The 25,927-nt window shown below is 70.9% G+C and carries 21 protein-coding genes, 1 pseudogene and 1 riboswitch; of the genes and pseudogenes, 17 read left to right on the top strand and 5 right to left on the bottom strand.

The features are described from left to right. The first annotated feature begins 87 nt into the window (after window positions 1–87). Window positions 88–699 (top strand): GNAT family N-acetyltransferase, encoded by a 612-nt coding sequence (locus JIAGA_RS0109140; protein ID WP_051425897.1) that lies wholly within the window; start codon window positions 88–90, stop codon window positions 697–699. A gap of 71 nt (window positions 700–770) precedes the next feature. Beyond that, window positions 771–1,661, top strand: a complete 891-nt coding sequence (locus JIAGA_RS0109145) for an alpha/beta fold hydrolase (RefSeq protein WP_051425898.1) — start codon at window positions 771–773, stop codon at window positions 1,659–1,661. A 61-nt stretch (window positions 1,662–1,722) separates the two neighbouring features. Here the strand turns inward: JIAGA_RS0109145 and JIAGA_RS0109150 are convergent, their stop codons facing one another. After that, entirely contained in the window at window positions 1,723–2,559 is an 837-nt protein-coding gene (locus JIAGA_RS0109150) for an alpha/beta fold hydrolase (protein ID WP_026875428.1), read from the bottom strand. Between the two features lie 26 nt (window positions 2,560–2,585). Further along, window positions 2,586–2,678, top strand: a riboswitch (TPP riboswitch). Between the two features lie 87 nt (window positions 2,679–2,765). On the opposite strand from JIAGA_RS0109150, the gene thiD reads away from it, so the two are divergent. The 9 genes from thiD to cimA all read left to right on the top strand — a co-directional run bounded on the left by thiD (window position 2,766) and on the right by cimA (window position 15,398). Beyond that, window positions 2,766–3,587: a bifunctional hydroxymethylpyrimidine kinase/phosphomethylpyrimidine kinase gene (gene thiD, locus JIAGA_RS0109155; RefSeq protein ID WP_026875429.1), complete on the top strand. Its 822-nt coding sequence runs from the start codon at window positions 2,766–2,768 to the stop codon at window positions 3,585–3,587. Further along, the gene (locus JIAGA_RS28600; RefSeq protein ID WP_051425899.1) at window positions 3,584–4,285 is read left to right on the top strand and encodes a TenA family protein; all 702 of its coding nucleotides are present in this window, start codon (window positions 3,584–3,586) and stop codon (window positions 4,283–4,285) included. The genes thiD and JIAGA_RS28600 overlap by 4 nt, the downstream gene beginning before the upstream one ends. Window positions 4,286–4,382: 97 nt before the next feature. Further along, window positions 4,383–5,984: a phosphoglycerate dehydrogenase gene (gene serA / locus JIAGA_RS0109165; protein ID WP_026875430.1), complete on the top strand. Its 1,602-nt coding sequence runs from the start codon at window positions 4,383–4,385 to the stop codon at window positions 5,982–5,984. Between the two features lie 494 nt (window positions 5,985–6,478). Then, window positions 6,479–7,525 carry a 3-isopropylmalate dehydrogenase gene (locus JIAGA_RS0109175; protein ID WP_026875431.1) on the top strand — a complete coding sequence of 349 codons (1,047 nt, stop codon included), beginning with the start codon at window positions 6,479–6,481 and terminating at the stop codon, window positions 7,523–7,525. Window positions 7,526–7,681: 156 nt separating this feature from the next. After that, window positions 7,682–9,598 carry a Xaa-Pro dipeptidyl-peptidase gene (locus JIAGA_RS0109180; RefSeq protein WP_035812311.1) on the top strand — a complete coding sequence of 639 codons (1,917 nt, stop codon included), beginning with the start codon at window positions 7,682–7,684 and terminating at the stop codon, window positions 9,596–9,598. 225 nt (window positions 9,599–9,823) lie between these two features. Then, entirely contained in the window at window positions 9,824–11,395 is a 1,572-nt protein-coding gene (locus JIAGA_RS0109185; protein ID WP_026875433.1) for a D-glucuronyl C5-epimerase family protein, read from the top strand. Between the two features lie 107 nt (window positions 11,396–11,502). Then, a complete protein-coding gene (locus JIAGA_RS28605; protein WP_035813791.1) occupies window positions 11,503–12,297 on the top strand; it encodes a glycerophosphodiester phosphodiesterase family protein in 795 nt (264 codons plus the stop codon). A 45-nt stretch (window positions 12,298–12,342) separates the two neighbouring features. Beyond that, window positions 12,343–13,437 (top strand): branched-chain amino acid aminotransferase, encoded by a 1,095-nt coding sequence (locus tag JIAGA_RS0109195; protein WP_035812313.1) that lies wholly within the window; start codon window positions 12,343–12,345, stop codon window positions 13,435–13,437. Window positions 13,438–13,805: 368 nt separating this feature from the next. Continuing rightward, window positions 13,806–15,398, top strand: coding sequence for a citramalate synthase (gene cimA, locus JIAGA_RS0109200; protein WP_026875435.1), 1,593 nt, complete (start codon window positions 13,806–13,808; stop codon window positions 15,396–15,398). Between the two features lie 15 nt (window positions 15,399–15,413). Here the strand turns inward: cimA and JIAGA_RS34445 are convergent, their stop codons facing one another. Continuing rightward, window positions 15,414–15,569: a hypothetical protein gene (locus tag JIAGA_RS34445; RefSeq protein ID WP_157552930.1), complete on the bottom strand. Its 156-nt coding sequence runs from the start codon at window positions 15,567–15,569 to the stop codon at window positions 15,414–15,416. Window positions 15,570–15,801: 232 nt separating this feature from the next. Between JIAGA_RS34445 and JIAGA_RS34450 the strand changes: the two genes are divergently transcribed. Beyond that, window positions 15,802–16,023: a ribbon-helix-helix domain-containing protein gene (locus JIAGA_RS34450; RefSeq protein ID WP_035813793.1), complete on the top strand. Its 222-nt coding sequence runs from the start codon at window positions 15,802–15,804 to the stop codon at window positions 16,021–16,023. Continuing rightward, window positions 16,016–16,363: a type II toxin-antitoxin system VapC family toxin gene (locus JIAGA_RS0109215; protein ID WP_035812315.1), complete on the top strand. Its 348-nt coding sequence runs from the start codon at window positions 16,016–16,018 to the stop codon at window positions 16,361–16,363. The genes JIAGA_RS34450 and JIAGA_RS0109215 overlap by 8 nt, the downstream gene beginning before the upstream one ends. A 700-nt stretch (window positions 16,364–17,063) precedes the next feature. Here JIAGA_RS0109215 and JIAGA_RS0109220 read toward each other — a convergent pair. Both JIAGA_RS0109220 and JIAGA_RS0109225 read right to left on the bottom strand, forming a co-directional pair. Further along, a complete protein-coding gene (locus tag JIAGA_RS0109220) occupies window positions 17,064–19,604 on the bottom strand; it encodes a DEAD/DEAH box helicase (protein ID WP_245597139.1) in 2,541 nt (846 codons plus the stop codon). Further along, a complete protein-coding gene (locus tag JIAGA_RS0109225; RefSeq protein ID WP_026875438.1) occupies window positions 19,555–20,256 on the bottom strand; it encodes a Pr6Pr family membrane protein in 702 nt (233 codons plus the stop codon). Before JIAGA_RS0109225 ends, JIAGA_RS0109220 begins: the two co-directional genes overlap by 50 nt. A gap of 51 nt (window positions 20,257–20,307) precedes the next feature. Between JIAGA_RS0109225 and lplAB the strand changes: the two genes are divergently transcribed. Beyond that, complete coding sequence (gene lplAB / locus JIAGA_RS0109230) at window positions 20,308–21,357, top strand: lipoate-protein ligase LplAB (RefSeq protein ID WP_026875439.1); 1,050 nt, start codon at window positions 20,308–20,310, stop codon at window positions 21,355–21,357. Window positions 21,358–21,393: 36 nt separating this feature from the next. Here lplAB and JIAGA_RS0109235 read toward each other — a convergent pair whose 3' ends face one another. After that, window positions 21,394–22,257 (bottom strand): hypothetical protein, encoded by an 864-nt coding sequence (locus JIAGA_RS0109235; protein WP_026875440.1) that lies wholly within the window; start codon window positions 22,255–22,257, stop codon window positions 21,394–21,396. A gap of 392 nt (window positions 22,258–22,649) precedes the next feature. On the opposite strand from JIAGA_RS0109235, the pseudogene JIAGA_RS28615 reads away from it, so the two are divergent. The 3 genes and pseudogenes from JIAGA_RS28615 to gltX form a co-directional block, all read left to right on the top strand. Beyond that, window positions 22,650–23,294 (top strand): annotated as a pseudogene (locus tag JIAGA_RS28615) (serine hydrolase domain-containing protein); the annotation flags it as partial. Between the two features lie 85 nt (window positions 23,295–23,379). Further along, window positions 23,380–24,162, top strand: a complete 783-nt coding sequence (locus tag JIAGA_RS0109245; protein WP_026875441.1) for a fumarylacetoacetate hydrolase family protein — start codon at window positions 23,380–23,382, stop codon at window positions 24,160–24,162. A 53-nt stretch (window positions 24,163–24,215) separates the two neighbouring features. Beyond that, entirely contained in the window at window positions 24,216–25,751 is a 1,536-nt protein-coding gene (gene gltX, locus JIAGA_RS0109250) for a glutamate--tRNA ligase (protein ID WP_026875442.1), read from the top strand. Window positions 25,752–25,927: the final 176 nt, after the last annotated feature.

The raw sequence follows: 25,927 nt of genomic DNA on the forward strand, positions 1-25,927 counted from the left end.
CTAGTGTACTAGTTCAATCCAGATGCACTAGTGCACTTTACGCGACGTTGACGAGCGTTCATCCGCCGCCTGATCTACGCTGTACGCATGACATTCAGCACGCCGTACGCGTCCGTGCGGCCGGCGGGTGAGGCGGAGCATGGGACGGTGGTGAGCGTCCTCGTCGAGGCGTTCACGCACGATCCGCTCGTCCGCTGGCTGTTCCCCGAGGCAGCCGAGCGAGGCCGCCTCCAGTCGCTGTTCCACGGTTCCCAGCTCGCGCACCCGGCCGCCGAGGCCTACCTGGCCGGCGACGGCGACGGTGCGGCGGTCTGGCTGGCCCTGGCCGCCGGCCAGGCGCCTCACGATGAGCGCCCGGTGCCGGCCGCGGCGGGCGAGGAGCCGTCCTTCGGCGCGAGCGGCTCGCGGCTGCGAGCCCTCGGCGACGCCCTGGCGACGCGGCACCCGATCGTCAAGTCGCACCTTTACCTGCCGTCCATGGGTGTCGTAGAGGGCCGGCAGGGCGCCGGCCTCGGCTCGGCGATGCTGCGGCACCGGCTGGATCGCGCCGACGCCGACGGGATCGGCGCCTACCTGGAGGCCAGCTCGCCGCGCAGTCGCGCCCTTTACCAGCGTTACGGGTTCGAGGACCTGGGCGCCCCGGTGCGAGTTGCCGACAGCCCGCCGCTGTGGCCGATGTGGCGACCGCCGGGCCGATGACGCCCACCGGACGGCCCGGCCCGACGACCTCGACCTCCGACACGATCCACCCTCCAGAGGAGAGAACACCGATGACGACGAACGACACACGCACCGGCGGCAGCGGTGACCGCCGACCGCCGACCCTGGTATTCGTCCATGGCACCCACGTCTCGGCGTATTCGTGGTCGGGACTGACCAACGAACTCAACCTGCGCGGGCACCGCAGCGTCGCGGTCGACCTCCCGCGCCACGGCGATGACGGCTTCTTCCCCCGCGGGTACCAGGCGCCGCAGGACATCGAGGCGCTGGCGACCGACCCGTCCCCGCTGGCTGAGCTCACCCTGGACGACTACGCCGACCACGTCATCGAGGTGGTGCGCCGCGCCCGCCGGCACGGGCCGGTGATCCTGATCGGCGCGAGCCAGGGCGGCGTGACCGTGAGCAGGGTCGGCAACGCCATCCCCGACCTGCTCGAGCGCGTCGTCTACGTCGCGGCGTACTGCTGCGTCGAGCTCGCGACGATGACCGACTACCTTGCCACGCCGGAGAACAGCGAAAGCCTGGTCGGCGAGGTGACTGCCGCGGTCGTCGGAGACCCGGCGACGCTCGGGGTGGCCCGGGTCAACTGGCGTACCGCCGACCCGTCGCTGTTGAAGGGGATCCGGGAGTGCCTGGCGGCGGGGTTCACCGACGAGGAGCTGCGTCAGTTGCTCAACATGTTCCAGCCGGACGAACCTGTCAGCATCCCGCGGTCGGATGCGCGCGGGGAGGCGCATACCTGGGGTCGCATCCCGCGCACCTACGTGCGATTCACCGAGGACCGGCTCATTCCGCCGGCGCTGCAGGACCGGTTCATCGCCGAGGCCGACCGCCTCACACCATCCAACCCGACCGACGTCCGCAGCGTGCCCGCACCTCACGTGGGGCCGATGCATCGGCCGGAGCTGGTGGAGATCTTCTCAGAGCTCGCCAGCCGCTGAGCCGCTGGGCACCATGATCATCAAGGGTTGACCCGGCCCGGGGCGTATCAAGTCTTGATGATCAAGGGGAGGAGGGCAGCCAGCGGTGCAGCACGCCGGCCAGCGCCACCGGGGCGTCCAGCTGCACCAGGTGCCCGGCCTGCTCGACCAGCTCGAGCCGCGCCCCGGGGATCGCCGCGGCCAGCCGGTGCGCCCGGTCCACCGGGATCCAGGCGTCCTCGGTGCCCCAGGCGACCAGGACCGGCAGGTCCAGGGACGGATACAGCGGCTCGAGGACGTCGGTGTGCGCCTGGTCGGCCTGGGCGATCTGGCGGTAGAACGCGGCCTGCCCGACGGGGTCGAGCCACGGCCGGGTCAGCATCCCCAGTGTGTCGTCGTCCAACGGCCGGTACGCCGCGCCGGAGACGTAGGCGCGCAGCATTCCCTCGTGCATGGCCGCCGGCACCGCCTCGAACACCGGCGCATGCTCGCGGACCAGCCGGAAGAACGGCGACCCCCACGGCGCCAGCGCCACCACGTCGATCAGCGCCAGCGACGCGTATGGAGCGCCGTGCAGCAGGTGGGTCCGCAGGGCCACGGCGCCGCCGATGTCGTGCGCGACGACGTGCGGCGCCGGTGCGCCGTCGTCGCCGGTGAGGCCCCAGTGCGCGAGCAGGCCGGCCAGCAGCTCGCCCTGGACCGCCAGCGACACCTCGTGCTCGGCGTCCTTCGACGAGTGGCCGTAGCCGGGCATGTCCCACAGGTGGACGGTGTACCGCGCGCTCAACGCGTCGGCGAACGGCGCCCACAACGCCGACGACCACGGCGTCCCGTGGCAGAACACCACCGGCGGGCCGCTTCCGCGCCGTCCCCACCGCACCCGCCGCCCACGCCAGAGGTACTCCTCGTCCAGCTCCATCCGGAGCAGTCTAGGATCGGTGGCGTACCGATCGGCCGGGGTGCCCGCGAGGGCTGAGATCACACCCGCCGAACCTGATCCGGGTCATGCCGGCGCAGGGAGACCGAGACGGTGCCGCACGGCCGGAGCACCTCAGCACCACCCCGGCAGCCACCGTGCGGCGAAGTGTCGGCGTCCCTCCCGGCGGGAGGAGCTGACGGCAGCACATGGCGACACCGACGGTCATCACGGTGGCGGGGTCCGACCCGTCCGGTGGGGCGGGCATCCAGGCCGACCTCAAGACGTTCTCCGCGCTCGGCGCCTACGGCGGAGCGGTCATCACGGCACTGACGGCACAGAACACCCGCGGCGTCAGCGGGGTGTTCCCGGTGCCGGGCGCCTTCGTCGCCGAGCAGTTGGCGCCGCTGTTCGAGGACCTCGACGTGCGGGCGGTCAAGACGGGCATGCTCGGCGGCCCCGACGTCGTCGAGGCGGTCGCCGACGCCGTCGTCCGCTACGCCGTGCCGAACGTCGTGGTCGACCCGGTCATGGTGGCGACGTCGGGGGACCGGCTGGTCGACGACGCCACCGTCGAGGCGATCCGCGACCGGCTGCTGCCGCTGGCCACCGTCGTCACCCCGAACCTGCCGGAGACGGCGACGCTGCTCGGCCGCGCCACCGTCACACCGGACGACCAGGCAGCCGCGGCCGCGGACCTGCACGCGCTGGGACCGGCCGCCGTCGTCAAGGGCGGGCACGGCGACGGGCCCGACGCCGTCGACGTCCTGGTCGACGACGACGGCACGGTCGAGCTGCGGGTGCCCCGGGTCCGCACGGCGAACACGCACGGCACCGGCTGCACCTTCTCCTCGGCCATCGCCGTCGGGCTGGCGCACGGACGCTCCCTGCGCGACGCCGTCGCCGACGCCAAGGCCTACCTGACCGAGGCGCTGCGCGCGGCCGACCAGCTCCACGTCGGCGGCGGGCACGGCCCGGTGCACCACTTCCACGCCTGGTGGGCCCCGGCGACGACGGAGGTGGACGCGTGAACTTCTCCGCCGACGCCTGGGCCGCCGCCCGCCCCTGGTACGACGCGATCCGCCGGCACCCGTTCCTCACCGGCCTCGCCGACGGGACCCTCGACCGGACGGTGTTCCTGCGATACATCGTCGACGACGCCCACTACCTGTCCCGCTACGCCCGCGCGCTGGCCACGACGGCGGCCCGCTGGCCGGAGCCGGCCCACGCCGCCGCGCTGGCCCGGTTCGCCGCCGGCGCCGTCGACGCCGAACGGCTGCTGCACGCGACACTGCTGGCCGACGACGGGCGCGACATCGACGCCGTCGACGAGGAACCCACGCCCACCTGCCTGGCCTACGTGAACACGCTGCAGTCCGACGCCGCGCTGGCCCCGGCCGGGGTGGCGCTGGCCGGGCTGCTGCCGTGCTTCCGCGTCTACACCGAGATCGGCCGCGAGCTGGTCACCGTTCTCGACGGCGACGACGGCAGCCACCCGTACGCGGCCTGGCTGCGCACCTACGGCGACCCGGCGTTCGCCGCGGACACCCGGCTGGCGGAGAGCTTCGCCAACGACCAGGCCGATCGCCACCCCGGGACCGTCGAGGCGATGCACGCGGCCTACGCGCGGGCGACCCGATTCGAGTGGATGTTCTGGGACGCGGCATGGCGTGGCGAAACCTGGCCGAAACACGGGAGCCCGGTGGAATCGGAACAGACCAACATATAGAGCGGCGGGTGCACTTTGGGTTTACGTGGCGTTACACTCGGTCGCAGCCCGGGCCCAGTGTCGCGCTCGTCACACTCGCAAGCCCGACACCCGGAGGATGAATCCCACCGTGACCAAGCCCGTCGTACTCATCGCCGAACAGCTCTCGCCCGCCACCGTGGACGCCCTCGGCCCGGACTTCGAGATCCGGCACGTCGACGGCGCCGATCGTGCGGCCCTCCTGCCGGCCATCGCCGACGTCGACGCGATCCTCGTCCGCAGCGCCACCAAGGTCGACGCCGAGGCCATCGGCGTGGCCAAGAAGCTCAAGGTCATCGCCCGGGCTGGCGTCGGCCTCGACAACGTCGACGTCAAGGCCGCCACCCAGGCCGGTGTCATGGTGGTCAACGCGCCGACGTCCAACATCACCAGCGCCGCCGAGCTCGCCATCGGGCTGTTGCTGGCCACCGCGCGCAACATCGCACCGGCCAACGACGCGCTCAAGGGCGGCGAGTGGAAGCGCAGCAAGTACTCCGGCGTCGAGCTGTACGAGAAGACGGTCGGCATCGTCGGCCTGGGCCGCATCGGCGTCCTGGTCGCGCAGCGGTTGTCGTCGTTCGGCATGAACGTCATCGCCTACGACCCCTTCGTGCCGGCCGCCCGCGCCGCGCAGATGGGCGTGCGCAGCGTCACGCTCGACGACCTGCTGGCCGAAAGCGACTTCATCACCGTCCACCTGCCGAAGACGCCCGAGACCCTCGGGCTCATCGGCGAGCAGGCCCTGCGCAAGGTCAAGCCGTCGGTGCGCATCATCAACGCCGCCCGCGGCGGCATCGTCGACGAGCACGCGCTCGCGGTCGCGCTCAAGGAGGGCCGGGTCGCCGGTGCCGGCATCGACGTGTTCGCGTCCGAGCCCACCACCGAATCGCCGCTGTTCGACTTCGAGTCGGTGGTCGTGACGCCGCACCTGGGTGCGTCCACCGAGGAGGCACAGGAGAAGGCCGGCATCTCGGTGGCACGCTCGGTGCGGCTCGCGCTAGCCGGCGAGCTGGTGCCGGACGCCGTCAACGTCAAGGGCGGCGCCATCGCCGAGGACGTCCGGCCCGGCATCCCGCTGGCCGAGAAGCTCGGCCGCATCTTCACCGCGCTGGCCGGCGGCGTCGCCTCCCAGCTCGACGTCGAGGTCCGTGGTGAGATCACCACCAACGACGTCAAGATCCTGGAGCTGGCCGCGCTCAAGGGTGTCTTCGCCGACGTCGTCGAGGACCCGGTCTCGTACGTGAACGCCCCGGTCATCGCCGCCGACCGCGGCGTCGAGGTCCGCCTGGTCACCGACGAGGAGTCCGACGACTACCGCAACCTCGTCACGTTGCGCGGGGTGCTCGCCGACGGGCGCGCCATCTCGGTGTCCGGCACGCTGTCCGGCCCGAAGCACGTCGAGAAGATCGTCGAGGTGCTCGGCTACGACATCGAGGCGCTCCCGGCCGAGCACATGGCGTTCCTCCGCTATACCGACCGGCCCGGCGTGGTCGGCACGATCGGCCGGGTGCTCGGTGAGGCCGACGTCAACATCGCCGGCATGCAGGTCAGCCGGCACGGCAAGGGCGGCCCGGCGCTGGTGGCCATGACGGTCGACCAGGCCATCCCGAGCCAGGTCCTCGACGACATCGTCGCCGCCGTCGGCGCGGAGTGGGGCCGCAGCGTCGACCTCGACGGCTGACACCACCCGCCGTCGTCGGCGGGAAATGATCACGTGGACTATGGGTGCTCCCGCCGCACCAGGAATGCTTGCCTGGTGCGGCGGAAGTTCGCCGTGACCCGGGCCAGGGGAAGCGCTGTCTCAGAGTGCGGGACAAGGAGCCAGTTCGCGAGACGGTCATGACGTCGCGGGCGTAGCGTGGTTCGCATCATGCAGTGGGCGGTACGCATTCTTGGCTGCCGCGACGGGGTCCGATAACGGCCGGCGCCTCGTCGCGGTGTTCGGCGTACCCCGCTGGCCGCCCCGTTCTCTCCGCGGAGCAGTGTGATCATGAGCGACGAACAGCAGGACCAGTCCCAGCAGACCCAGAGCGCGATCCAGGAAGCAATGGATCGCCGTGACAACGGCGGCGCGGCCGGTCGCTGACCAGCGCCGTAAGCACACCACCTCGGCGACTGTCCGGATGGCGGGACGCTGGTGCCATCATATGGACAGCCGCCGTACGGTAATGGACCATGTCGCGCAGTCTCAACTTGGCAGTGATTCCCGGTGACGGTATCGGCGACGAGGTCGTCACCGAAGGGCTGAAGGTGCTCGACGCCGTGCTCGCGGGCACCGACGTCAAGGTCGGCACCACCACCTACGACCTCGGCGCCCGTCGTTGGCACGCAACCGGTGAGACCTTGCCGGACAGCGTCCTCGGCGAGCTGCGCGAGCACGACGCCATTCTGCTCGGCGCCGTGGGCGACCCCGGTGTGCCCAGCGGCGTTCTTGAGCGAGGCCTCCTGCTCAAGCTCCGGTTCGAGCTGGACCACTACGTCAACCTGCGCCCGTCCCGGCTCTTCCCGGGTGTCGCCACCCCGCTGGCCGACCCGGGTGAGGTCGACTTCGTCGTCGTCCGCGAGGGCACCGAGGGGCCGTACGTCGGCAACGGCGGCGCGCTGCGCGTCGGCACCCCGCAGGAGGTCGCCAACGAGGTCAGCGTCAACACCGCGTTCGGGGTCGAGCGGGTGGTGCGCGACGCGTTCGCCCGGGCTCAGGCGCGGCCGCGCAAGAAGCTCACCTACGTGCACAAGCACAACGTCCTGGTGCATGCCGGCCACCTGTGGCGGCGCACCGTCGAGCGGGTCGGCCAGGAGTACCCGGACGTCGCCGTCGACTACCTGCACGTGGACGCCGCCACCATCTTCTTCGTCACCGACCCGGGCCGGTTCGACGTCATCGTCACCGACAACCTGTTCGGCGACATCCTCACCGACCTGGCCGCGGCCATCACCGGCGGCATCGGGCTGGCCGCCAGCGGCAATGTCAACCCGGACCGCACCGCGCCGTCCATGTTCGAGCCGGTGCACGGCTCGGCGCCGGACATCGCCGGCCAGGGCATCGCGGACCCGACGGCCGCGGTCCTCTCGGTGAGCCTGTTGCTGGAGCACCTCGGACTGGCCGAGCAGGCTGCGCGCATCGTCGACGCCGTCGCGGCCGATCTCGGCGAGCGGGGAGCGGCCAAGCGGCGCACCGCCGACATCGGCGACGCACTCGCCGCCCGCGTCACAGGCGGGTAACCAGCGCGTTTCACACCTCTGACACCGCCGTGGGCCAGCGCGCCCGCGGCGGTGTCGCGTCTCCGTAGCCATGTGGCCGATCTTGACACCCCTGTGCCGGGACCCGTTGTATGTGACATAGCACAATTCGGACTCCTTCGGACAGGGGAGACACACGTGGTCAGATCCCGCAGGTTGCTCGCGGTGCCCATCGCCCTCGCCATCACCGCCACGACGGCGGTCGCGACCAGCGCCGGTGCCGGCGCCGACGAGCCCGACATCGCCGCCGAGCCCGGCATCGTCGTCGAGAACGGCGTCACCCAGCCCGTCTTCGGCTACGACGACGCCATCCGAGAGCGCGTGTTCATCACGTCGCCGTACGACTCGGACAGCGACGGCGAGCTCGACATCGTCACCGTCGACATCATGCGCCCCGCGGCCAGCGAGCAGGGCCTGAAGGTGCCGGTCGTCATGGACCCGAGCCCGTACTACTCGACCCTGGGCCGCGGCAACGAGTCCGAGCTGAAGCTGGACCAGGACGGCGACGGCCTGCTGGACCGCTGGCCGCTGTTCTACGACAACTACTTCGTGCCGCGCGGCTACGCCGTGGTCCTCATGGACATGATCGGCACGAACAACTCGACCGGCTGCCCGACCGTGCACGAGGCATCGGACAACCTCTCGCCGAAGGTCGTCATCGACTGGCTGAACGGCCGCGCCACCGGCGTCGACAAGGACGGCGACGAGGTCGTCGTCGACTGGCACAACGGCAAGACCGGCCTGATCGGCAAGTCGTACGACGGCACCCTGGCCAACGGCACCGCGGTGTCGGGCGTGGACGGGCTGACCACCATCGTCCCGATCAGCGCGATCGCCAGCTACTACGACTACACGCGCAGCAACGGCGTCGTCCAGCGCGGCAACAACTACCTCGCCTACCTCGCCAACATCGTCACCAACCCGGAGCGGCGCGACTACTGCCAGCCGGTGCGCGACTGGCTGTCGGCCAACGACGGCGACGAGCACGGCGACTACACGCCGTTCTGGCACGTCCGCGACTTCACCCGCGACATGGACAAGATCGAGGCGAGTGTCTTCCTGGTGCACGGACTCAATGACGAGAACGTCCGGCCCGACCACTTCAGCAAGCTCTGGTACGGCCTGGCCGAGCACGACGTCCCGCGCAAGCTGTGGCTGACCCAGACCGGCCACATCGACCCGTTCGACTTCCGCCGCGCCGAGTGGGTCGACGAGATCCACAGGTGGTTCGACTACTGGCTGCACGACATCGACAACGGCATCATGGACGAGCCGAAGGTCGACATCGAGCGGGCTCCGGACGTGTGGGAGACCGCCGGCGACTGGCCGATCCCCGGCTCCCGCGAGACCCGCCTGTGGCTGCAGCCCAACGCCGGCGCCGCCGGGTCGCTGTCGGTGACCCCGAACCGGCCGTCGGACCCGGTGCTGAGCTTCGTCGACGACCCCAACCAGCGCGAGAGCACCATGGTCTCGAACGAGCTGGCGGTGCAGCCGAACCGGCTCGCGTACGTGTCCGAGCCGCTGAAGGCACCGCTGCACCTGTCGGGGACGCCGTACATCTCGCTGAGTGCCACCGTCGACGCCACCGACACCAACTTCGGCGCGATCATCGTCGACTACGGTCCGGCCGAGCGGGTCCAGCGAGCCGGCGACGGCGTCATCACCGGCACCGCCGAGGACTGCTGGGGCGAGACCGCGACCTGGGGCGGTTACGCCGAGGACGCCTGCTACAAGGAGGTGCACAAGCGGGTCGCGCTCACCGACCGCGAGGTGGTGACCAAGGGCATCGTCGACGGCGTCAACATCGACGACTACAGCCAGCCCACCCCGCTGGTGCCTGGTCAGCAGTACGACGTGCGTTTCCCGCTGCTGCCGGAGGACTACGTGTTCCCGGCCGGGCACCGCATCGGCGTGATCATCGTCGGCAGTTACCGCGACTACGGCAGCCAGCCCGACCCGAACCGGGCGACCATCTCGATCCTGCCCCGGCGCAGCGTGATCGAGCTGCCCATCGTCGGTGGCACGGCCGCCGCGGTGCGAGCCGGCCTGAGGTAGGAACCGGCGAGTCCGGGCCGCCGCGCGCGTTCTGCGCGCCGGCGGCCCGGACCCTGTGCCGCCCGGGCGAACGTGCCGCCCGGGCAATCCGGGCGACGGGCCGCTGGCACACCGGTCCGTCGCCCGGGCTCGCCGTGCGGCACGCTCCTGCCCATTCCGCCTCTTCCGCCCGTGCAACCGCGGCCCATGGCCGTGGCGTCCTTACGGTGACGGAGGGAGTCACCCATGGGTGGGCGGTTGGCGGTCCTGGCGGCCGGCGTGGCGGTCGCGGTGGCGGCGGGTTTCGTGGGGTGGCTGGTGGGCCCGGAGCGGGGCTCCGGTCCGGGCAACGGCGGCGCCGTCGCCGAGGCTCCGGACGTGCCGCCCGGCGACGAGGCCGGTGACGGCGAGGGTGGGGTTCCCGACGACGACGGCGCCACCGCCGGAAGCGCCCACCATCCCGACGGCGACTACGCCATCACCGGGTTGACCCTCCGCCTCGGCGAGGAGCTGCCGCCGTATCCGGGCGCTTCGGCGGCCGGCCGCGAGGACGACGGCGACCACGACGAGCACGGTGTCCGGATGGTCGAACTGGACGGCGTCCTGCACGACCACCCGGTGGCGCAGGCCCAGTACGGGTTGCGCAACCTCACCGCCTACCAGCAGACCGGCGATCCGTTCTTCCTGGACCGGGCGGTCATGCAGGCGCAGCGGCTGGTGCACCGGCGGGTCGTGTCGCGCCAGGCGTGGTGGTTCCCCTACCAGTTCGACTTCACCGTCCAGGGTGACGTCGACTACGTCGCGGAGGCGCCGTGGTACTCGGCGATGGCGCAGGGACAGGCGCTCAGCCTGTTCGCGCGACTGGCCGACGCCACCGGCGACGCGCGCTGGCGGGAGGCCGCGGACGCGACGTTCGCCGGTTTCCTGGTCGAGCCGCATCCGGACGAGCCGTGGGGGACCTGGGTCGACGACACGGGCAGCCTGTGGCTGGAGGAGTATCCGCGCTGGCCGGCTTCCAGCAGTTCTCGGGTCCTCAACGGCCACATGTTCGCCGCGCTGGGGTTGTACGACTACCACTGGCTGACCGCGTCCGCACAGGCCCGGGAGTTGTACGACGGCGCCCTGACCACGGTCCTGGAGACGTTCGAGACCGGCTTCCGCCGGCCCGGCTGGGTGAGCGAGTACTCGCTGTTCCACGCCCGGCCGAACGCCCGGTACCACCAGATCCACATCGGTGAGCTGCTCACCCTGTACCGGCAGACGGCACACGTGGCCTTCGCCGCCATGGCCGACGAGCTACGCGCCGACTTCCCGGCGCCGGCGCAGAGCGGCACGATGCAGCTGGCCGCCGGCGCCCACGTGCTGTACCGCTTCGGGCGGGACGGCAGGATCGCCGAGCATCGCGAGATCGAGCTCGACGACGCCTCATCCGCGCCCGTCGACACACGGCAGCGCATCGAGGGCCGCGGCATCCACCTGCGGGTGTCCGGCGGACCGTACGACGGGTGGTGGCTGGAGGAGCGGGCCGGCCAGCGCTACGTCATGGGGCCGGTCGTCGTGCACGACTACGACCCGCCGCGCCGTTTCACCCTCGAACCGGGCACCTACACCGGCGTCAGGTACGACGGGGACGGTGTGCGGTCCGGTGAACAGACGGCCGCGTTCGCCGAACGCACGGCCGCCACGTTCGACGCCAGCGCCGTCGTCGACGGGACACCGTCCATCCGGGTGGCCGACGGGGTCCTGGCCGGCCACTGGCTGCCGGTGACCGCCGCCGTGACGCTGGACGCACCGGGCGAGGCCGGCGGTGGCGGCTGACCGAGCGGCCACCGCCGGTTGCCGCACCGATGAATCCTCCATGAACCCTGCCTCGAACAGGCACTTCGCTGTCGATCTTCGCGTTGTGCCCTGTCACCGTGGAGGTCGTGACGGAGTCGCGGTACGGAGCCGAACCCCGATTGCTGGCCATCGCCCACCGGGGTGGGGCGGGCCTGGCACCCGAGAACACCCTGGTGGCCTTCGAGCGTTCGTACGCGCTCGGGCTGCGGTACCTCGAGACCGACGTTCGGGTCACCGCCGACGGTGTCTGTCTTGCCTTCCATGACGCCCGGCTGGACCGGGTCACCGACGGACACGGCCCGGTCCGGCGGCGTACCTGGGCGGAGGTCAGCCGGCTGACGGTGCTGGGCACGCAGCCGGTGGCCCGGCTCGACGACGTGCTGACAGCGTTCCCGGACGCCCGGTTCGTGATCGACGTCAAGGACGAGGCCGCGGTCGGGCCGCTGGCCCGTGTGTTGCGGGAGACCCGGGCGGTGGACCGGGTGTGTGTGGCCGGGGCCTGGGACGGCTGGCTGGCGGCGCTGCGCGCGGAACTCGGCCCGGGGCTGGCGTGCGCGCTGGGCTGGCGGTCGCTGGTCTCGTGGCTGGCCTGCTCGCACGGACGGGTCGCGGCGCCGCGGCGGCTGGCGAACGGTGGCTTCGTGCACGTTCCGCTGCGCTGGGGTAGGCTGCCGGTATTCATCGACCGTCTGGTCGGAGGCGCCCATGACCTGGGGCTGCGCCTCATCGTATGGACGGTCGACGACCCAGCTTCGATGCGCCGGCTGATCAGTGCGGGCGTCGACGGGGTCATCACCGATCGGCCGGATGTGCTGCGGGAGGTGATGATCGCCGAGGGTCGTTGGCCACGCACCGTTTACGCGGACAGCGACGATCGGTAGCGTTGGTTGGACGTCCAACTAGTTTCGCGAAGGGAAGCACCCGCCATGGCAGCGACCGCACCGGCTCTGGAGTTCTCGACGACGCTCGCGTCGAACCCGGTACCGGCCGAGCGCCGGTCGCAGATCCTGGCCAGCCCCGGGTTCGGCACCAACTTCACCGACCACATGGTCACCGCCACCTGGACACCGGACGGCTGGCACGACGCCGGGCTGCGCCCCTACGCGCCGCTGGCACTCGACCCGGCCACCGCCGTGCTCCACTACGCGCAGGCGATCTTCGAAGGGCTCAAGGCGTACCGGCACGACGACGGCTCCATCTGGGCGTTCCGGCCGCGGGCCAACGGCGAGCGGATGCGCGCCAGCGCCGCCCGGATGGCACTGCCGGACCTGCCGGCCGAGTCTTTCGTCGAAGCCATCGAGTTGCTGGTGCGGGCCGACGCCGACTGGGTGCCGTCCGGCGGCGAGGCCAGCCTGTACCTGCGGCCGTTCATGTTCGCCTCCGAGGTGTTCCTCGGCGTGCGCCCGGCCAAGCAGGTGACGTTCTGCGTCATCGCGTCGCCGGCCGGTGCGTACTTCTCCTCCGGGGTCAAGCCGGTCGACATCTGGCTGTCCGCCGAGTACACGCGGGCCGCGCCGGGCGGCACCGGCGCCGCCAAGTGCGCGGGCAACTACGCCGCCAGCCTGGTCGCCCAGCAGGAGGCCATCGAGCACGGCTGCGACCAGGTGTGCTTCCTCGACGCGGTCGAGCGGAAATGGGTCGAGGAGCTCGGCGGCATGAACCTCTACTTCGTGCACGCCAACGGCACCATCGTGACGCCGGAGCTGACCGGCACCATCCTCGAGGGCATCACCCGCGACTCCATCATCCAGCTCGCCGCCGACCGCGGCCACAAGGTCGACGAGCGCCGGGTGTCCATCGACGAGTGGCGCGAAGGCGTGGCGTCCGGCGACATCACCGAGGTGTTCGCATGCGGCACGGCCGCCGTCGTCACCCCGATCGGACGGCTCGCCTGGGACGGCGGCGACGTCTCCACCGGCGCCGAGCCCGGCCCGGTCACGCAGGAGATCCGCTCCGCGCTGCTGGACGTCCAGTACGGCCGCGCCGAGGACCCGCACGGCTGGATGCACCGCATCGTCTGACCGCCGGCGTCCACCAAATGATCACGTCCACTTGGGGTGCTCCCGCTTCACCACCCATGCATGCCTGGTGAAGCGGGAGCACGGCTTGGTCCCGCAGGTGAGATCAGCCGGACGGCCAGGACATGGCCGGCCTCGTGATCGGCCGGACCACCGGGTTCGCGGATGCCACCTGCACCGACCGGGGAACCTGTGCCATACTGCTGGACGATGAATCTCTGTCTGATTATTTCGTAGGCGCGCCGGCACCAGCTCCATGCCAGGCGCGCAGACCTCTCGCACCCGCGAGGGGTCTTTTTGTTTGTCCGCCCACCAGCCCAGCCCCCGCCCAGCCCATCAGCTCGTCAGACAGCCAGGATGAGGACCGACCAGTGACCGACCTCGAACGCTTCCACGTGTACGACACGTCCCTGCGCGACGGCGCCCAGCAGGAGGGCCTCTCGCTGTCGGTGCAGGACAAGCTCGCCATCGCCGCGCACCTCGACGAGTTGGGCGTGGGGTTCATCGAGGGCGGCTGGCCGGGCGCGGTGCCGAAGGACACGGAGTTCTTCCGCCGGGCGCGCACCGAGCTGGAGTTGAAGACGGCGACGCTCGCGGCGTTCGGTGCCACCCGCAAGGCCGGTGGCCGAGCCGCCGACGACCCGCAGGTCCGGGCGCTGCTCGACGCCGAGACCTCGGTGGTCACGCTCGTCGCCAAGAGTCACGTCGGCCACGTCGAGCGCGCGCTGCGCACCACGCTGGACGAGAACCTGGCCATGATCGCCGACACCGTGACCTTCCTGGTGGGCGAGGGCCGGCGGGTCTTCGTCGACTGTGAGCACTTCTTCGACGGCTACCGCACGGACCCTGAGTACGCGCTGCGGGTGGTCCGGACGGCGACGGAGTCCGGCGCCGACGTCGTCGTCCTGTGCGACACCAACGGCGGCATGCTCCCGGACGACGTCCGCGCCACCGTCTCAGCGGTCGCCGAGCAGACCGGGGCCCGGCTGGGGATGCACGCCCACAACGACACCGGCTGCGCGGTCGCCAACACCGTCGCCGCCGTGGACGCCGGGGCAACCCACGTCCAGGGCACCGTCAACGGCACCGGTGAGCGCACCGGCAACGCCGACATCGTGACCGTGGTGGCGAACCTGGAGCTCAAGCGCGGGATGCGGGTGCTGCCCGACGGCGCGCTGCCGGAGGCGACCCGGATCGCGCACGCCATCTCCGAGCTGACGAACATCGTGCCGTACTCGCGCCAGCCCTACGTCGGGGCCAGTGCCTTCGCGCACAAGGCCGGCCTGCACGCCAGCGCCATCAAGGTGGACCCCGACCTCTACCAGCACACCGACCCGGGCCTGGTCGGCAACGACATGCGGCTGCTGGTGTCGGACATGGCCGGGCGGGCCAGCATCGAGCTGAAGAGCCGGGAGCTGGGCTTCGACGTCTCCGGCGACCGCGAACTGGTCACCCGCGTCACCCAGCGGGTGAAGGACCTGGAGGCCGCCGGCTACACGTTCGAGGCGGCGGACGCGTCGTTCGAACTGCTGCTGCGCGCGGAGGCGGAGGGGCAGCGGCTGAGCTACTTCGACGTGGAGTCGTGGCGGGTCATCACCGAGTCACGGCCCGGTGGCGACGCCGTCAGCGAGGCGACGGTGAAGCTGCGGGCCGGTGGCGAGCGCGTCGTCGTGACCGGTGAGGGGAACGGTCCGGTCAACGCGCTCGACCACGCCCTGCGCACCGCGATCGGCGCGCTGTACCCGGAGATCGACAAGCTCGAGCTCATCGACTTCCGGGTACGGATCCTCGACGCGGCCCACGGCACCGACGCGGTGACGCGGGTGCTGGTGGAGATGACGGACGGGAAGACGTCCTGGGAGACCGTCGGTGTCGGCGCCAACATCATCGAGGCGTCGTGGGAGGCGCTCGTCGACGCCGTCACCTACGGACTGCTGCGTCAGGGGGCCGCGGCGATCAGCTGAGGCGACCGGCTGGAATCAGCTGACGAGGCGGAACGCACTGGTCATGACGGCGGAGGCGTCGGCCCACGATGGGAGTGCGTCGATCTCGATGATGGTGCGGCGCAGAGGTTCGGTGTCGTACAGTTCGACCCGCCAGCCGTTGTGGTCGTGGTCGAGGATCCCCCGGATCACGCTCAGTCCTTTCCTGTGCTTGGTTCGTTGGGGTGCTGACAACGTGAAGTCTGTCACTTTCCGCGCCGCATGTCGCACTGAATTCCTGCGTGTCGAGCAAGATCAGCCGTTCGGCTCAGGCGGGATCGTCCGGTTCGTCCTGCCAGGGGCTGCCCCTCTCCAGCGGGTTCTTGTGGTCGCTCAGGAGTCCGATGTGCCCAGGTGGTAACGCCGCTGATGTATGCTGTGCTGTATGTCGGCCACGAGGACTCAGATCTACCTCACGGAGGAGCAGCGCAGACGCATCGACGAGGTTTCGCTCGCCGAAGGGGTGACGCTCGCGGAAGTCGTTCGGCGAGCGCTCGATGCGTATCTCGACCGGGAGGTCGTCGCGTCCGGCGAGGTGCTCGCGTCCACGTTCGGAGCGGATCCCGAGGCCACGTACCCAGCTCGTGACGAGTGGGATCGTGGCTGACGTCCTCGTCGACACCGACATCTTCATCGACCATCTCCGCGGGGCCGCTGCACTGGCGCCGGGAAAGCACCGGCTGCACTACTCGGTGGTCACCCGTGCCGAGCTGTTCGCGGGCACCTCCGCCACCGAGGCGGTCACCCGGCTGCTGTCACCGTTCCGCGAGGTGCTCGTGACCCGCGACGTGGCGGAGCGTGCGGGACGGATTTGTCGGGAGTGTGGCGTCCGGCTGCCGGATGCCCTCATCGCGGCGACGGCGCTCGAGCACGGCCTGGCTCTCGCAACGCGAAACCGAGGCGATTTCGACAAGGTCAGAGGCGTACGCATCCGAACGCTACGCTGATTGTGGGTGGGTGGAGACTCGACCCGGGCGTTCTCCCGCCACACGGGGCAAGCATTCCTGGTGGAGCGGGAGGACCCATGGTGGACGTGATCATTTTGGGCTCTTCTGACGCATCCGTGGGCGTCACGTCCGGGGAGCCGATCGCCTGCCTCGTCGCACACTCGGCGAGCTTCACATCGTCGTTCCCGGTGGTGGCTCACAGACCAGGTTGCCGCGCCTACTGTGCAGCGTTTCGGGTCACGTCACTCGCAACGCGGCCGGACTCTGGCGTTTTCACCGTCCGGTACGGCCTCCGAGGCGAGTGACGTGACCTGAAGGCCCAGTACGTGACCCGGCGACGACGCATGTGGGCGGGGTGACCCGGCTGGCTGGGGGACCCCCGCAGGCGTCCTCCCATGCCCTGGGAAGGAGTCGCTTGAGCTGAACCGCGCAGCGCACCTTGGCACGCGAACTCACCGCTCGAGGCTCCAGTTTGTCCCGGTTCGGAGAGCGATATCGCGTACCACGGCGCGAGCCGTGCGATCGGTCCGCCGCAGCCCGTATCCGCGCCTCGGCGTCACGCGCCCCGACGGCAACACTCCAGCCGGGCAACCGTCGCACGCGGCCAGGCGGCCGACGGCAGGCGTTCTCCCGCTACACGGGGCAAGCATTCCTGGTGGGGCGGGAGGACCCATGGTGGACGTGATCATTTGGGACTGGTCTAGAGGCGGCCGGCGTCAGTGATCGCGACGACGGGGTGGCCGGCGGCGTTCGACTCGGCGAGGTCGACGACGGCGGTGAAGCCCCAGTCGTGATCCCCGGCGGGGTCGTCGAGGATCTGCCGGACCTCCCAGCGGTCCGGGTGCTCGGTGACGATGAGCAGCGCGGCGCTGCGGGCGTCGGGGCCGATGCCGATGTCGTCGTGCTCGTCGAAGTACGGCTCCAGCGCGTCGGCCCAGGCGTCGGCATCCCAGCCGGCCGCGCCGTCCAGCTCGCCGAGCTCGTACCACTTCTGCCGGGCGGCCAGCTCGACCCGCCGGAACAGCGCGTTGCGTACGCCGACCAGGAACGCCCGGCGGTTCTCGGTGATCGGGCGGGGGGTGTTCTCGACCGGCGGCGCGCCGGCCCCGTCGGCGACGACACCGTCCGGCGACGGGTCGCGCAGCGCCTCCCACTCGTCGAGCAGGCTGGAGTCGACCTGCCGGACCAGCTCGCCGAGCCATTCGATGAGATCGCCGACGTCGTCGGTGCGGGCGTCCTCCGGGACGGTCTGGCGCAGCGCCCGGTAGGCGTCGGCGAGGTAGCGCAACACCAGGCCCTCGGAGCGGGCCAGGCTGTAGAAGGCGACGTACTCGCCGAACGACATGGCGCGTTCGTAGAGGTCACGGGCGACGGACTTGGGCGACAGCTCGTGGTCGGCCACCCACGGGTGGCTCTGCCTATAGATCTCGTAGGCCGCCGACAGCAGCTCCTCCAGCGGCTTGGGGTGGGTGACCTCCTCCAGCAGCTCCATGCGTTCCTCGTACTCGATGCCCTCGGCCTTCATGGCGGCGATCGCCTCGCCGCGGGCCTTGTGCTGCTGCGCGGACAGCACCTGCCGGGGGTCGTCGAGGGTGGCTTCGACGACGGAGAGGACGTCCAGCGCGTGCGTCGGGGACTCCGGGTCCAGCAGATCGAACGCGGCCAGCGCGAACGGCGACAGCGGCTGGTTGAGCGCGAAGTCCGGCTGCAGGTCGACGGTGAGGCGGACGGTCCGGCCGGTCTCGTCCGGCGGATCGAGCCGCTCGACCACGTCTGCCGCCAGCAGCGCGCGGTAGATGGCGATGGCGTTGCGGATGTGTGCTCGGCTGCGCGACGGCGGCTCGTGGCTGTCGGTGAGCAGCTTGCGCATGGCGGCGAACGCGTCGCCGGGGCGGCTGATGACGCCGAGCACCATCGCATGGCTGACCTCGAAGCTGGAGGTCAGCGGCTCGGGCTCGGCGGCGATGAGCCGTTCCATGGTGGATTCGCCCCAGGAGACGAAGCCCTCCGGCGGCTTCTTCCGCACCACACGGCGCCGCTTCTTCGCGTCGTCGCCGGCCTTGGCGAGCGCCCGCTCGTTCTCGATCTCGTGCTCCGGCGCCTGGACGATGACCTCGCCGAGGGTGTCGAACCCGGCCCGGCCGGCCCGCCCCGCGATCTGGTGGAACTCCCGCGCCGACAGCTGCCGCATCCGGACACCGTCGTACTTGGTCAGGCCGGAGAAGACGACCGTGCGGATGGGGACGTTGATGCCGACGCCGAGGGTGTCGGTGCCGCAGACGACCTTGAGCAGGCCGGCCTGGGTGAGACGCTCGACCAGCCGGCGGTACTTGGGCAGCATGCCGGCGTGGTGCACGCCGATGCCGTGGCGCACCAGCCGCGACAGCACCTTGCCGAACCCGGAGCTGAACCGGAAGCCGCCGATCTCCTCGGCGATCCGGTCGCGTTGGGCCCGGCTGGCGACGTTCACGCTGACCAGTGCCTGGGCCCGTTCGACCGCCGCGGCCTGGGTGAAGTGCACGACGTACACCGGTGCCCGATGCGTCGACAACAGTTCGGCCAGCAGGTCGTGCGTCGCCTCCCGCGAGTACGAGTACGTCAACGGCACCGGGCGCTGGCTGGACATGACGACGGCGACCTCGCGCCCCGTGCGTCGTACCAGGTCCTTCTCGAAGAAGGCGACGTCGCCCAGCGTCGCGGACATCAGCAGGAACTGGGCGTTCGTGAGCTCCAGCAGCGGGACCTGCCACGCCCAGCCGCGCTGCGGGTCGGCGTAGAAGTGGAACTCGTCCATGACCACCTGGCCGACGTCGGCGGCCGCGCCGTCGCGCAGCGCGATGTTGGCCAGGATCTCCGCGGTGCAGCAGATGATGGGCGCACCCGGGTTGACGCTGGAGTCGCCGGTCATCATGCCGACGTTGGCCGCGCCGAAGATCTCGATCAGCGCGAAGAACTTCTCCGAAACCAGGGCCTTGAGGGGAGCGGTGTAGAACGTGCGCCGTTCGTCGGCCAGCGCGGCGAAGTGCGCGGCGACGGCCACGAGGCTCTTGCCGGAGCCGGTCGGGGTGCTGAGGATGACATGGGCGCCGGAGACCAGCTCGATCAGCGCCTCCTGCTGGGCGGGGTAGAGCTCGAGGCCCTGCTCACCGGCCCACGTGGTGAACGCGTCGTAGAGGGCGTCCGGATCGGGGTCAGCGGCGGTCAGGTAGCTCGTCAGCTGGCTGGGTTCCGGCACGGTCACCGAGCCTACGGTCGCCGGTCAGGAACAGCCAGCCAACCCCGAGCAGGAGGACCGTGACGCCGGCGGAGTTGACCAGGGTGCGGGCGTAGCCGAGCTCGCCCACGTCGATGAACGGATACGGATACCAGTCGACGATCTCGCCGCGGACCAGCGTGTACGCCAGCCAGGCGACCGGCCAGGCCAGACTGACCAGCAGGACGCGCCGGTCGAACCGCGGCCACGGTCCGAACAGCGCCCAGCCGATGGCACCGAGCAGCGGCGACAGGTAATGGAAACCGACGTTGGTGACTGCCGCGGCACCCTCCAGGTCGACGAGGCCCCGCAGCAGCGTCACGTACACGACGCCGGTGACGCTGATGCCGATGAGCCCGGCGAGGCGCACCACCCGCCAGAGCCGTCCGCCGTCGAACCCGGGGTCCTTGGCCAGGACGGCCGAGCCGGCGGCCAGCAGGATGTTGCTCTGCACGGTGAAGAAGCTGAAGAAGTTCACCACCCGCATCGCGGCCCCCGGTGCCTCCTCGCCGTCCTCGACCAGGACGTTGGTGCCCTGGATCACGAGCACCAGTTGCACGCCGAGGGACGCGGCGATGACCAGCACAGTCGCGATGTGCCACCACCGGGCCGCCGCGGGGTTCGACCGCCACGCTCGCATGGGCGGAGCGTAGCGGGGAACAGGGCGGCTCGGCCGGAGGTTGGACCGATCATGCATGGTGAGTACAAGGTGCCCGGTGGGAAGCTCGTGGTCGTCGACGTCGAGGTGGTCGACGGTGTGCTGCGCGACGTGCGGGTCAGCGGCGACTTCTTCCTCGAGCCCGATGACGCACTGGAGCGCATCGACGCGGCGCTCACCGGTGCGTCGGCGGACGCCACCGCGGCGCAGTTGAGCGCGCGGGTGGAGTCGGTGCTCGGCGACGGCGTCGTCATGCTCGGCTTCTCCGCCGACGCGGTCGCGGTGGCGGTGCGGAGGGCGCTGGCGGGTGCGACGTCGTGGACCGACCACGAGTGGCACTTCCTGCACGAAGGCCCGCAGGAGCCGGCACTGCAGATGGCGCTGGACGAGGTGCTGGCCGAGCAGGTCGGCGCGGGGGAGCGGCCGCCGACGCTGCGGGTGTGGGAATGGGCGTCGAACGCGGTCATCATCGGCAGCTTCCAGTCGCTGCGCAATGAGGTCGACCTCGACGGCGCGGCCGCGCACGACGTGACGGTGGTGCGGCGCATCAGCGGTGGCGGCGCCATGTTCGTCGAGCCTGGCAACACCATCACGTACTCGCTGTACGTTCCCGAGTCGCTGGTGTCGGGGCTGTCCTTCGTCGACTCCTACGCCTTCCTGGACGAGTGGGTGGTGGCGGCCCTGCGCGAGCTAGGCATCGAGGCCACGTACCAGCCGATCAACGACATCACCTCGCCGGCCGGCAAGATCGCCGGCGCGGCACAGAAGCGGTTGGCCGGCGGCGTCGTCCTGCACCACGTGACCATGGCGTACGACATCGACGCGGGCAAGATGCTCGAGGTGCTGCGCATCGGGCGCGAGAAGCTGTCGGACAAGGGCACGAAGAGCGCCAACAAGCGGGTCGACCCGCTGCGTTCGCAGACCGGTCTGCCGCGTGCGGAGGTCATCGAGCGGATGGTGTCGACGTTCCGGTCCCGCTACGGCCTGGTCGACGACAGCCTCGACGACAAGACGCTGCGGCTGGCCGAGGACCTGGTGGCCTCGAAGTTCGGTACGGATGAATGGCTAGCCCGCGTCCCCTGAGCTGAGCCCTCGCCCCGGGTGATCGACAGGGAGTCGCTACCCGTGGAGGGGTGCCAACTCCCTGTCGATCACGGCGAGGAGGCGGTCGCGGACGACGGCGCCGCGCTCGGCGAAGGCGCGCTGCCGTTCGACGTACTCACGCTTGCCCTCGGTGGTCTCGATGCGCACCGGCTCGTAGCCGAGCCCGGACAGGTCGTACGGCGAGGCGCGCATGTCGAGCTCGCGGATCTCCGCCGCCAGCTCGAACGCGTCGGCCACCAGCTCCGACGGCACCATCGGCACCAGCTTGTAAGCCCACTTGTAGAGGTCCATGCCCGCGTGCAGGCAGCCCGGCTGTTCCAGCCGCGGCTGCAGTTCGCGGGTCGGGGCGAGCGTGTTGCGCGGCCGGGCCTCGGCGGTGAAGAACCGGAACGCGTCGAAGTGCGAGCAGCGGATCTGGTGTGTCTCGACGACGGCGTCGGTGCCGTCGTGGCCCAGCCGCAGCGGGTACGTCTCGTGCCGCACCTGACCGGGCCTGGTGCGGTAGACCATGGCCCACTCGTGCAGCCCGAAACAGCCCGTGTGCGCCGGCCGCGATGCCGTCGCGGTCAGCAGTGCGTGCACCCACTCGATGGTGGCGTGGCGCCGCTCGGCCACCCCCGGCGCGACGCGGACCCCGTCGGGACCCCGGACGTAGCCGGACCACGCGGCGTGCGGCGGGTCACCGGCCAGGACGACCCCGCGGCCGGGATGCCAGCGGCGCAACTGTGCCGGTTTGAAGCTGTAGTAGGTGAAGAGGAAGTCGTGGACGGGGTGGGCCTGCCCCTCCCGGCGCCGCGCCACGTGCGGCCCGACGAGCGCGTCGACGCGTGCCTCGTGCGCCGCCAGCCTCGCCCGCCACTCCTCTTCGGCCAGAATCACGCATCCCAGCGTAGGCGCACGTGGGCGCGGGTTTGTCGGTGGTGCGCCGTACGCTGCGGCAATGCAGCTGCACGCCTGCGCGGACGAGTCGATCCGGCAGGGGTACCTGCTCTGCGTCGTCACGCTTCGGCCTGCCGACGCGGATGATGTGCGGCGCGCCATGAGATCGCTCGTCGCGCGGGGAGCGGACAGACTCCACATGAACGACGAGTCCGATCCTCGTCGCCGGAAGATCCTTTCCGTCGTCAGCGCTCAACCGGTCGAGGCAACCGTCTACCTCACCCGCCGCAAGCCGATGCGCGAAGGGCGTGCCGAGATTATCAGAGCGCTGGTTCCCGATCTTCTCACGCGAAGCGTGAACACCCTGGTGTTCGAGTCGCAGGTCGGCCAGGGCGCTACCGCCGCGCCGGCAGCCGGGGGAGGCCGTCGAGTACTCCTCGCAGGGGCTGATCCTGCTGGGCCTCATGGCCGAGGCGGGGGCGTCGTCGACGCTGGACGCGCTGGTGGCGACGTACGTGGCCGAGCCGGCCGGACTGCGCGAGACCATGTTCCGGCCCGGTCCGGCCGAGCGGGAACGGTGCGTCGCCACCGAGGACTGCTCGTGGCGCGGCCGGGTCGTCGTCGGCGAGGTGCACGACGAGAACTCCGTGGTGCTCGGCGGGGTCACCGGCCACGCCGGGCTGTTCGGCAGCCTCGACGACCTCGCCCGGCTGGGCCGCGCACTGCTGGTCAACCCGACCGAGCGCGTACTGCTGCACCCGGTGACGTTCGCGGCCATGATCCGCAACCGCACGGGCCACCTCGGTGAGGCCCGTGGACTGACCTGGCAGGACTACGACGACACCGGCTCACCCGCCGGCGACCTCGTCGGCCCCGCCACGTTCGGCCACACCGGGGTCACCGGCACCAGCCTGTTCGTCGACCCCGGCCTCGGGCGGTACTTCGTGCTGCTCACCAACCGGGTGCACCCCAGCCGCGACGGCACCGGCATCGCCACGGTGCGGCGGGCCTTCCACAACCTCGCGGTGCTCGTCTGACCGCTCCCATGATCATCGGCGATCCACCCCGCCATGACGGGGCCTATAGCCGATGATCATGGGGATGGGGGATACGCTCACCGTCGTGCGTATCGCAAGGTTCACCACCGGGGACGATTCCCGCTTCGGCGCCGTGGGCCAGGACGAGAGCGGCGAGACCGTCATCGCCGTCCTGGACGGCGACCCGCTCTACCGCTCCATCCAGCTCACCGGCGAACGGCTGTCACTGCCCGAGGTCCGGCTGCTCGCGCCGGTCATCCCGCGCAGCAAGGTCATCGGCGTGGGACGCAACTACGCTGCGCACGCCGCCGAGCTCGGCAACGAGGCGCCGGCCGAGCCGCTGCTGTTCCTCAAGCCCAACACGTCCGTCATCGGGCCGGACGACCCGATCGTGCTGCCGGAACAGTCCGCCGACGTGCATCACGAGGCCGAGCTGGCCGTCGTCATCGGGCGCATCGCCAAAGCCGTCCCGCGCGACCGGGTCCGCGACGTCATCTTCGGCTACACCTGCGCCAACGACGTAACCGCGCGCGACCTGCAGAAACGTGACAACCAGTGGGCCCGGGCCAAGGGGTTCGACACGTTCTGCCCGCTCGGGCCGTGGATCGAGACCGACCTCGACCCGGCCGACCTGGCGGTGCGCTGCCGGGTCAACGGCGAGGAGCGGCAGGCCGGGCGGACCTCGCAGCTGATCTTCGACGTGCCGACCCTGATCGAGTACATCAGCGCCGCGTTCACGCTGCTGCCCGGCGACGTCATCCTCACCGGCACACCTGCCGGGGTCGGGCCCGTCGTCGCCGGCGACCATGTCGCCGTCACGGTCGAGGGCATCGGCGCCCTGACCAACCCGGTCGTCGCGGCCGAGTGACGGTAACCTGCCGTGCATCCACCCATGACTTCGAGAACCCAAGGTGATCTGCTGTGACTGACGGCGCCGGCTCGTCGGACGCTTTCGTGCTCGGTGACGTCGCGCCCGGCGACGTCCGGGTGCGTTTCTCCCCGTCGCCGACGGGGAACCCGCACGTGGGCGTCATCCGGACCGCCCTCTACAACGCCGCGTTCGCCCGGCACTTCGGCGGCACGTTCGTGTTCCGCATCGAGGACACCGACGCCGCCCGCGACAGCGAGGAGTCCTACGAGGCGATGCTCGAGGCCCTGCGCTGGCTCGACCTGTCCTGGGACGAGGGCCCCGACATCGGTGGTCCGTACGCGCCCTACCGGCAGTCGCTGCGCCACGACATCTACACGGACGTGGCGGCTCAGCTGCAGTCGGCCGGGCACGCCTACCACTGCTACTGCACGCCCGAAGAGCTCGACGAGCGCCGCGAGGCCGCCCGCGCGGCCGGCAAGCCCAGCGGTTACGACGGCAAGTGCCGCACCCTGACCCCGTCACAGGTGGAGCAGTACCAGGCCGAGGGCCGGCAGCCCGTGCTGCGGCTGCGGATGCCCGACCAGGACATCACGTTCGTCGACCTCATCCGCGGTGAGATCACCGTCGACCGGTTCAACCTGTTCGACTACGTGCTGGTCCGCGCCAACGGCCAGCCCCTGTACCCGCTGGTCAACCCGGTCGACGACGCCCTCATGGGCATCACCCACGTGCTGCGCGGCGAGGATCTGCTGTCGTCCACCCCGCGCCAGCTCGTGCTGCACCGGGCGCTGCGCGAGATCGGTGTCGCGTCCGGACCGCTGCCGCGGTTCGCGCACCTGCCGCTCGTCACCGGCGAAGGCAACCGCAAGCTGTCCAAGCGCGACCCCGAGTCGTCGTTGGCGCTGTACCGAGAGCGCGGGTTCCTGCCCGAAGGCCTGCTGAACTACCTGGCGCTGCTCGGCTGGTCCATCGGCGAGGACCGCGAGGTCTTCTCCATGACCGAGATGGCCGAGGCCTTCGACGTCACCCGGGTCAACTCCAACGCCGCCCGGTTCGACCTGAAGAAGGCCGAGGCCATCAACGGCACCTGGCTGCGGCGGCTGTCCCCGGACGACCTCGCCGCGCGGATGACCCCGTACCTGCAGGCAGCCGGCGTGCTTCCGGCGGAGGTGCCCGACGACGCGGTGGAGCTGCTGCGGGCCGCGACACCGTTGGTCCAGGAGCGGATGACGGCCCTCGACGAAGCCGTCGGCATGCTCGGGTTCCTGTTCGCGCCCGGCGTCGTGCCGTTCGACGAGGACGCCGTCGCGAAGGTGCTCTCGGCCGACGCAGCCCGGCCCGCCCTGACCGCCGCCCGCGACGGTCTCGCCGCGGTGGAGAAGTGGAACACCGAGGCCATCGAGGCGACCCTGCGCTCGGCCCTGGTCGACGGGCTCGGCCTGAAGCCGAAGCACGCCTTCGGCCCGGTCCGGGTCGCGGTCACCGGCCGGCGGGTGTCGCCGCCGCTGTTCGAGTCGCTCGAGCTGCTCGGCCGCGACCGCACCCTCGCCCGCCTCGACGCCGCTCTCGCCCAGACTCCCGCCTGACATCGGGCCCCAGGTCGGCCTGCCCCGTCCGTGGGGTTGGAAATGATCACGTTCGGCATGGGTCCTCCCGCTCCACCAGGGATGCTTGCCGCGTGGGGCGGGAGAACGCCTGGTGTCAGGCCGGTGTTCCTCGGCACCGCGCCGTCCCGCAGTCCCGCCGTCCCGCCGGCCCGCCG

The sequence above is a fragment of the Jiangella gansuensis DSM 44835 genome (genome assembly GCF_000515395.1).
GTDB lineage: Bacteria > Actinomycetota > Actinomycetes > Jiangellales > Jiangellaceae > Jiangella > Jiangella gansuensis.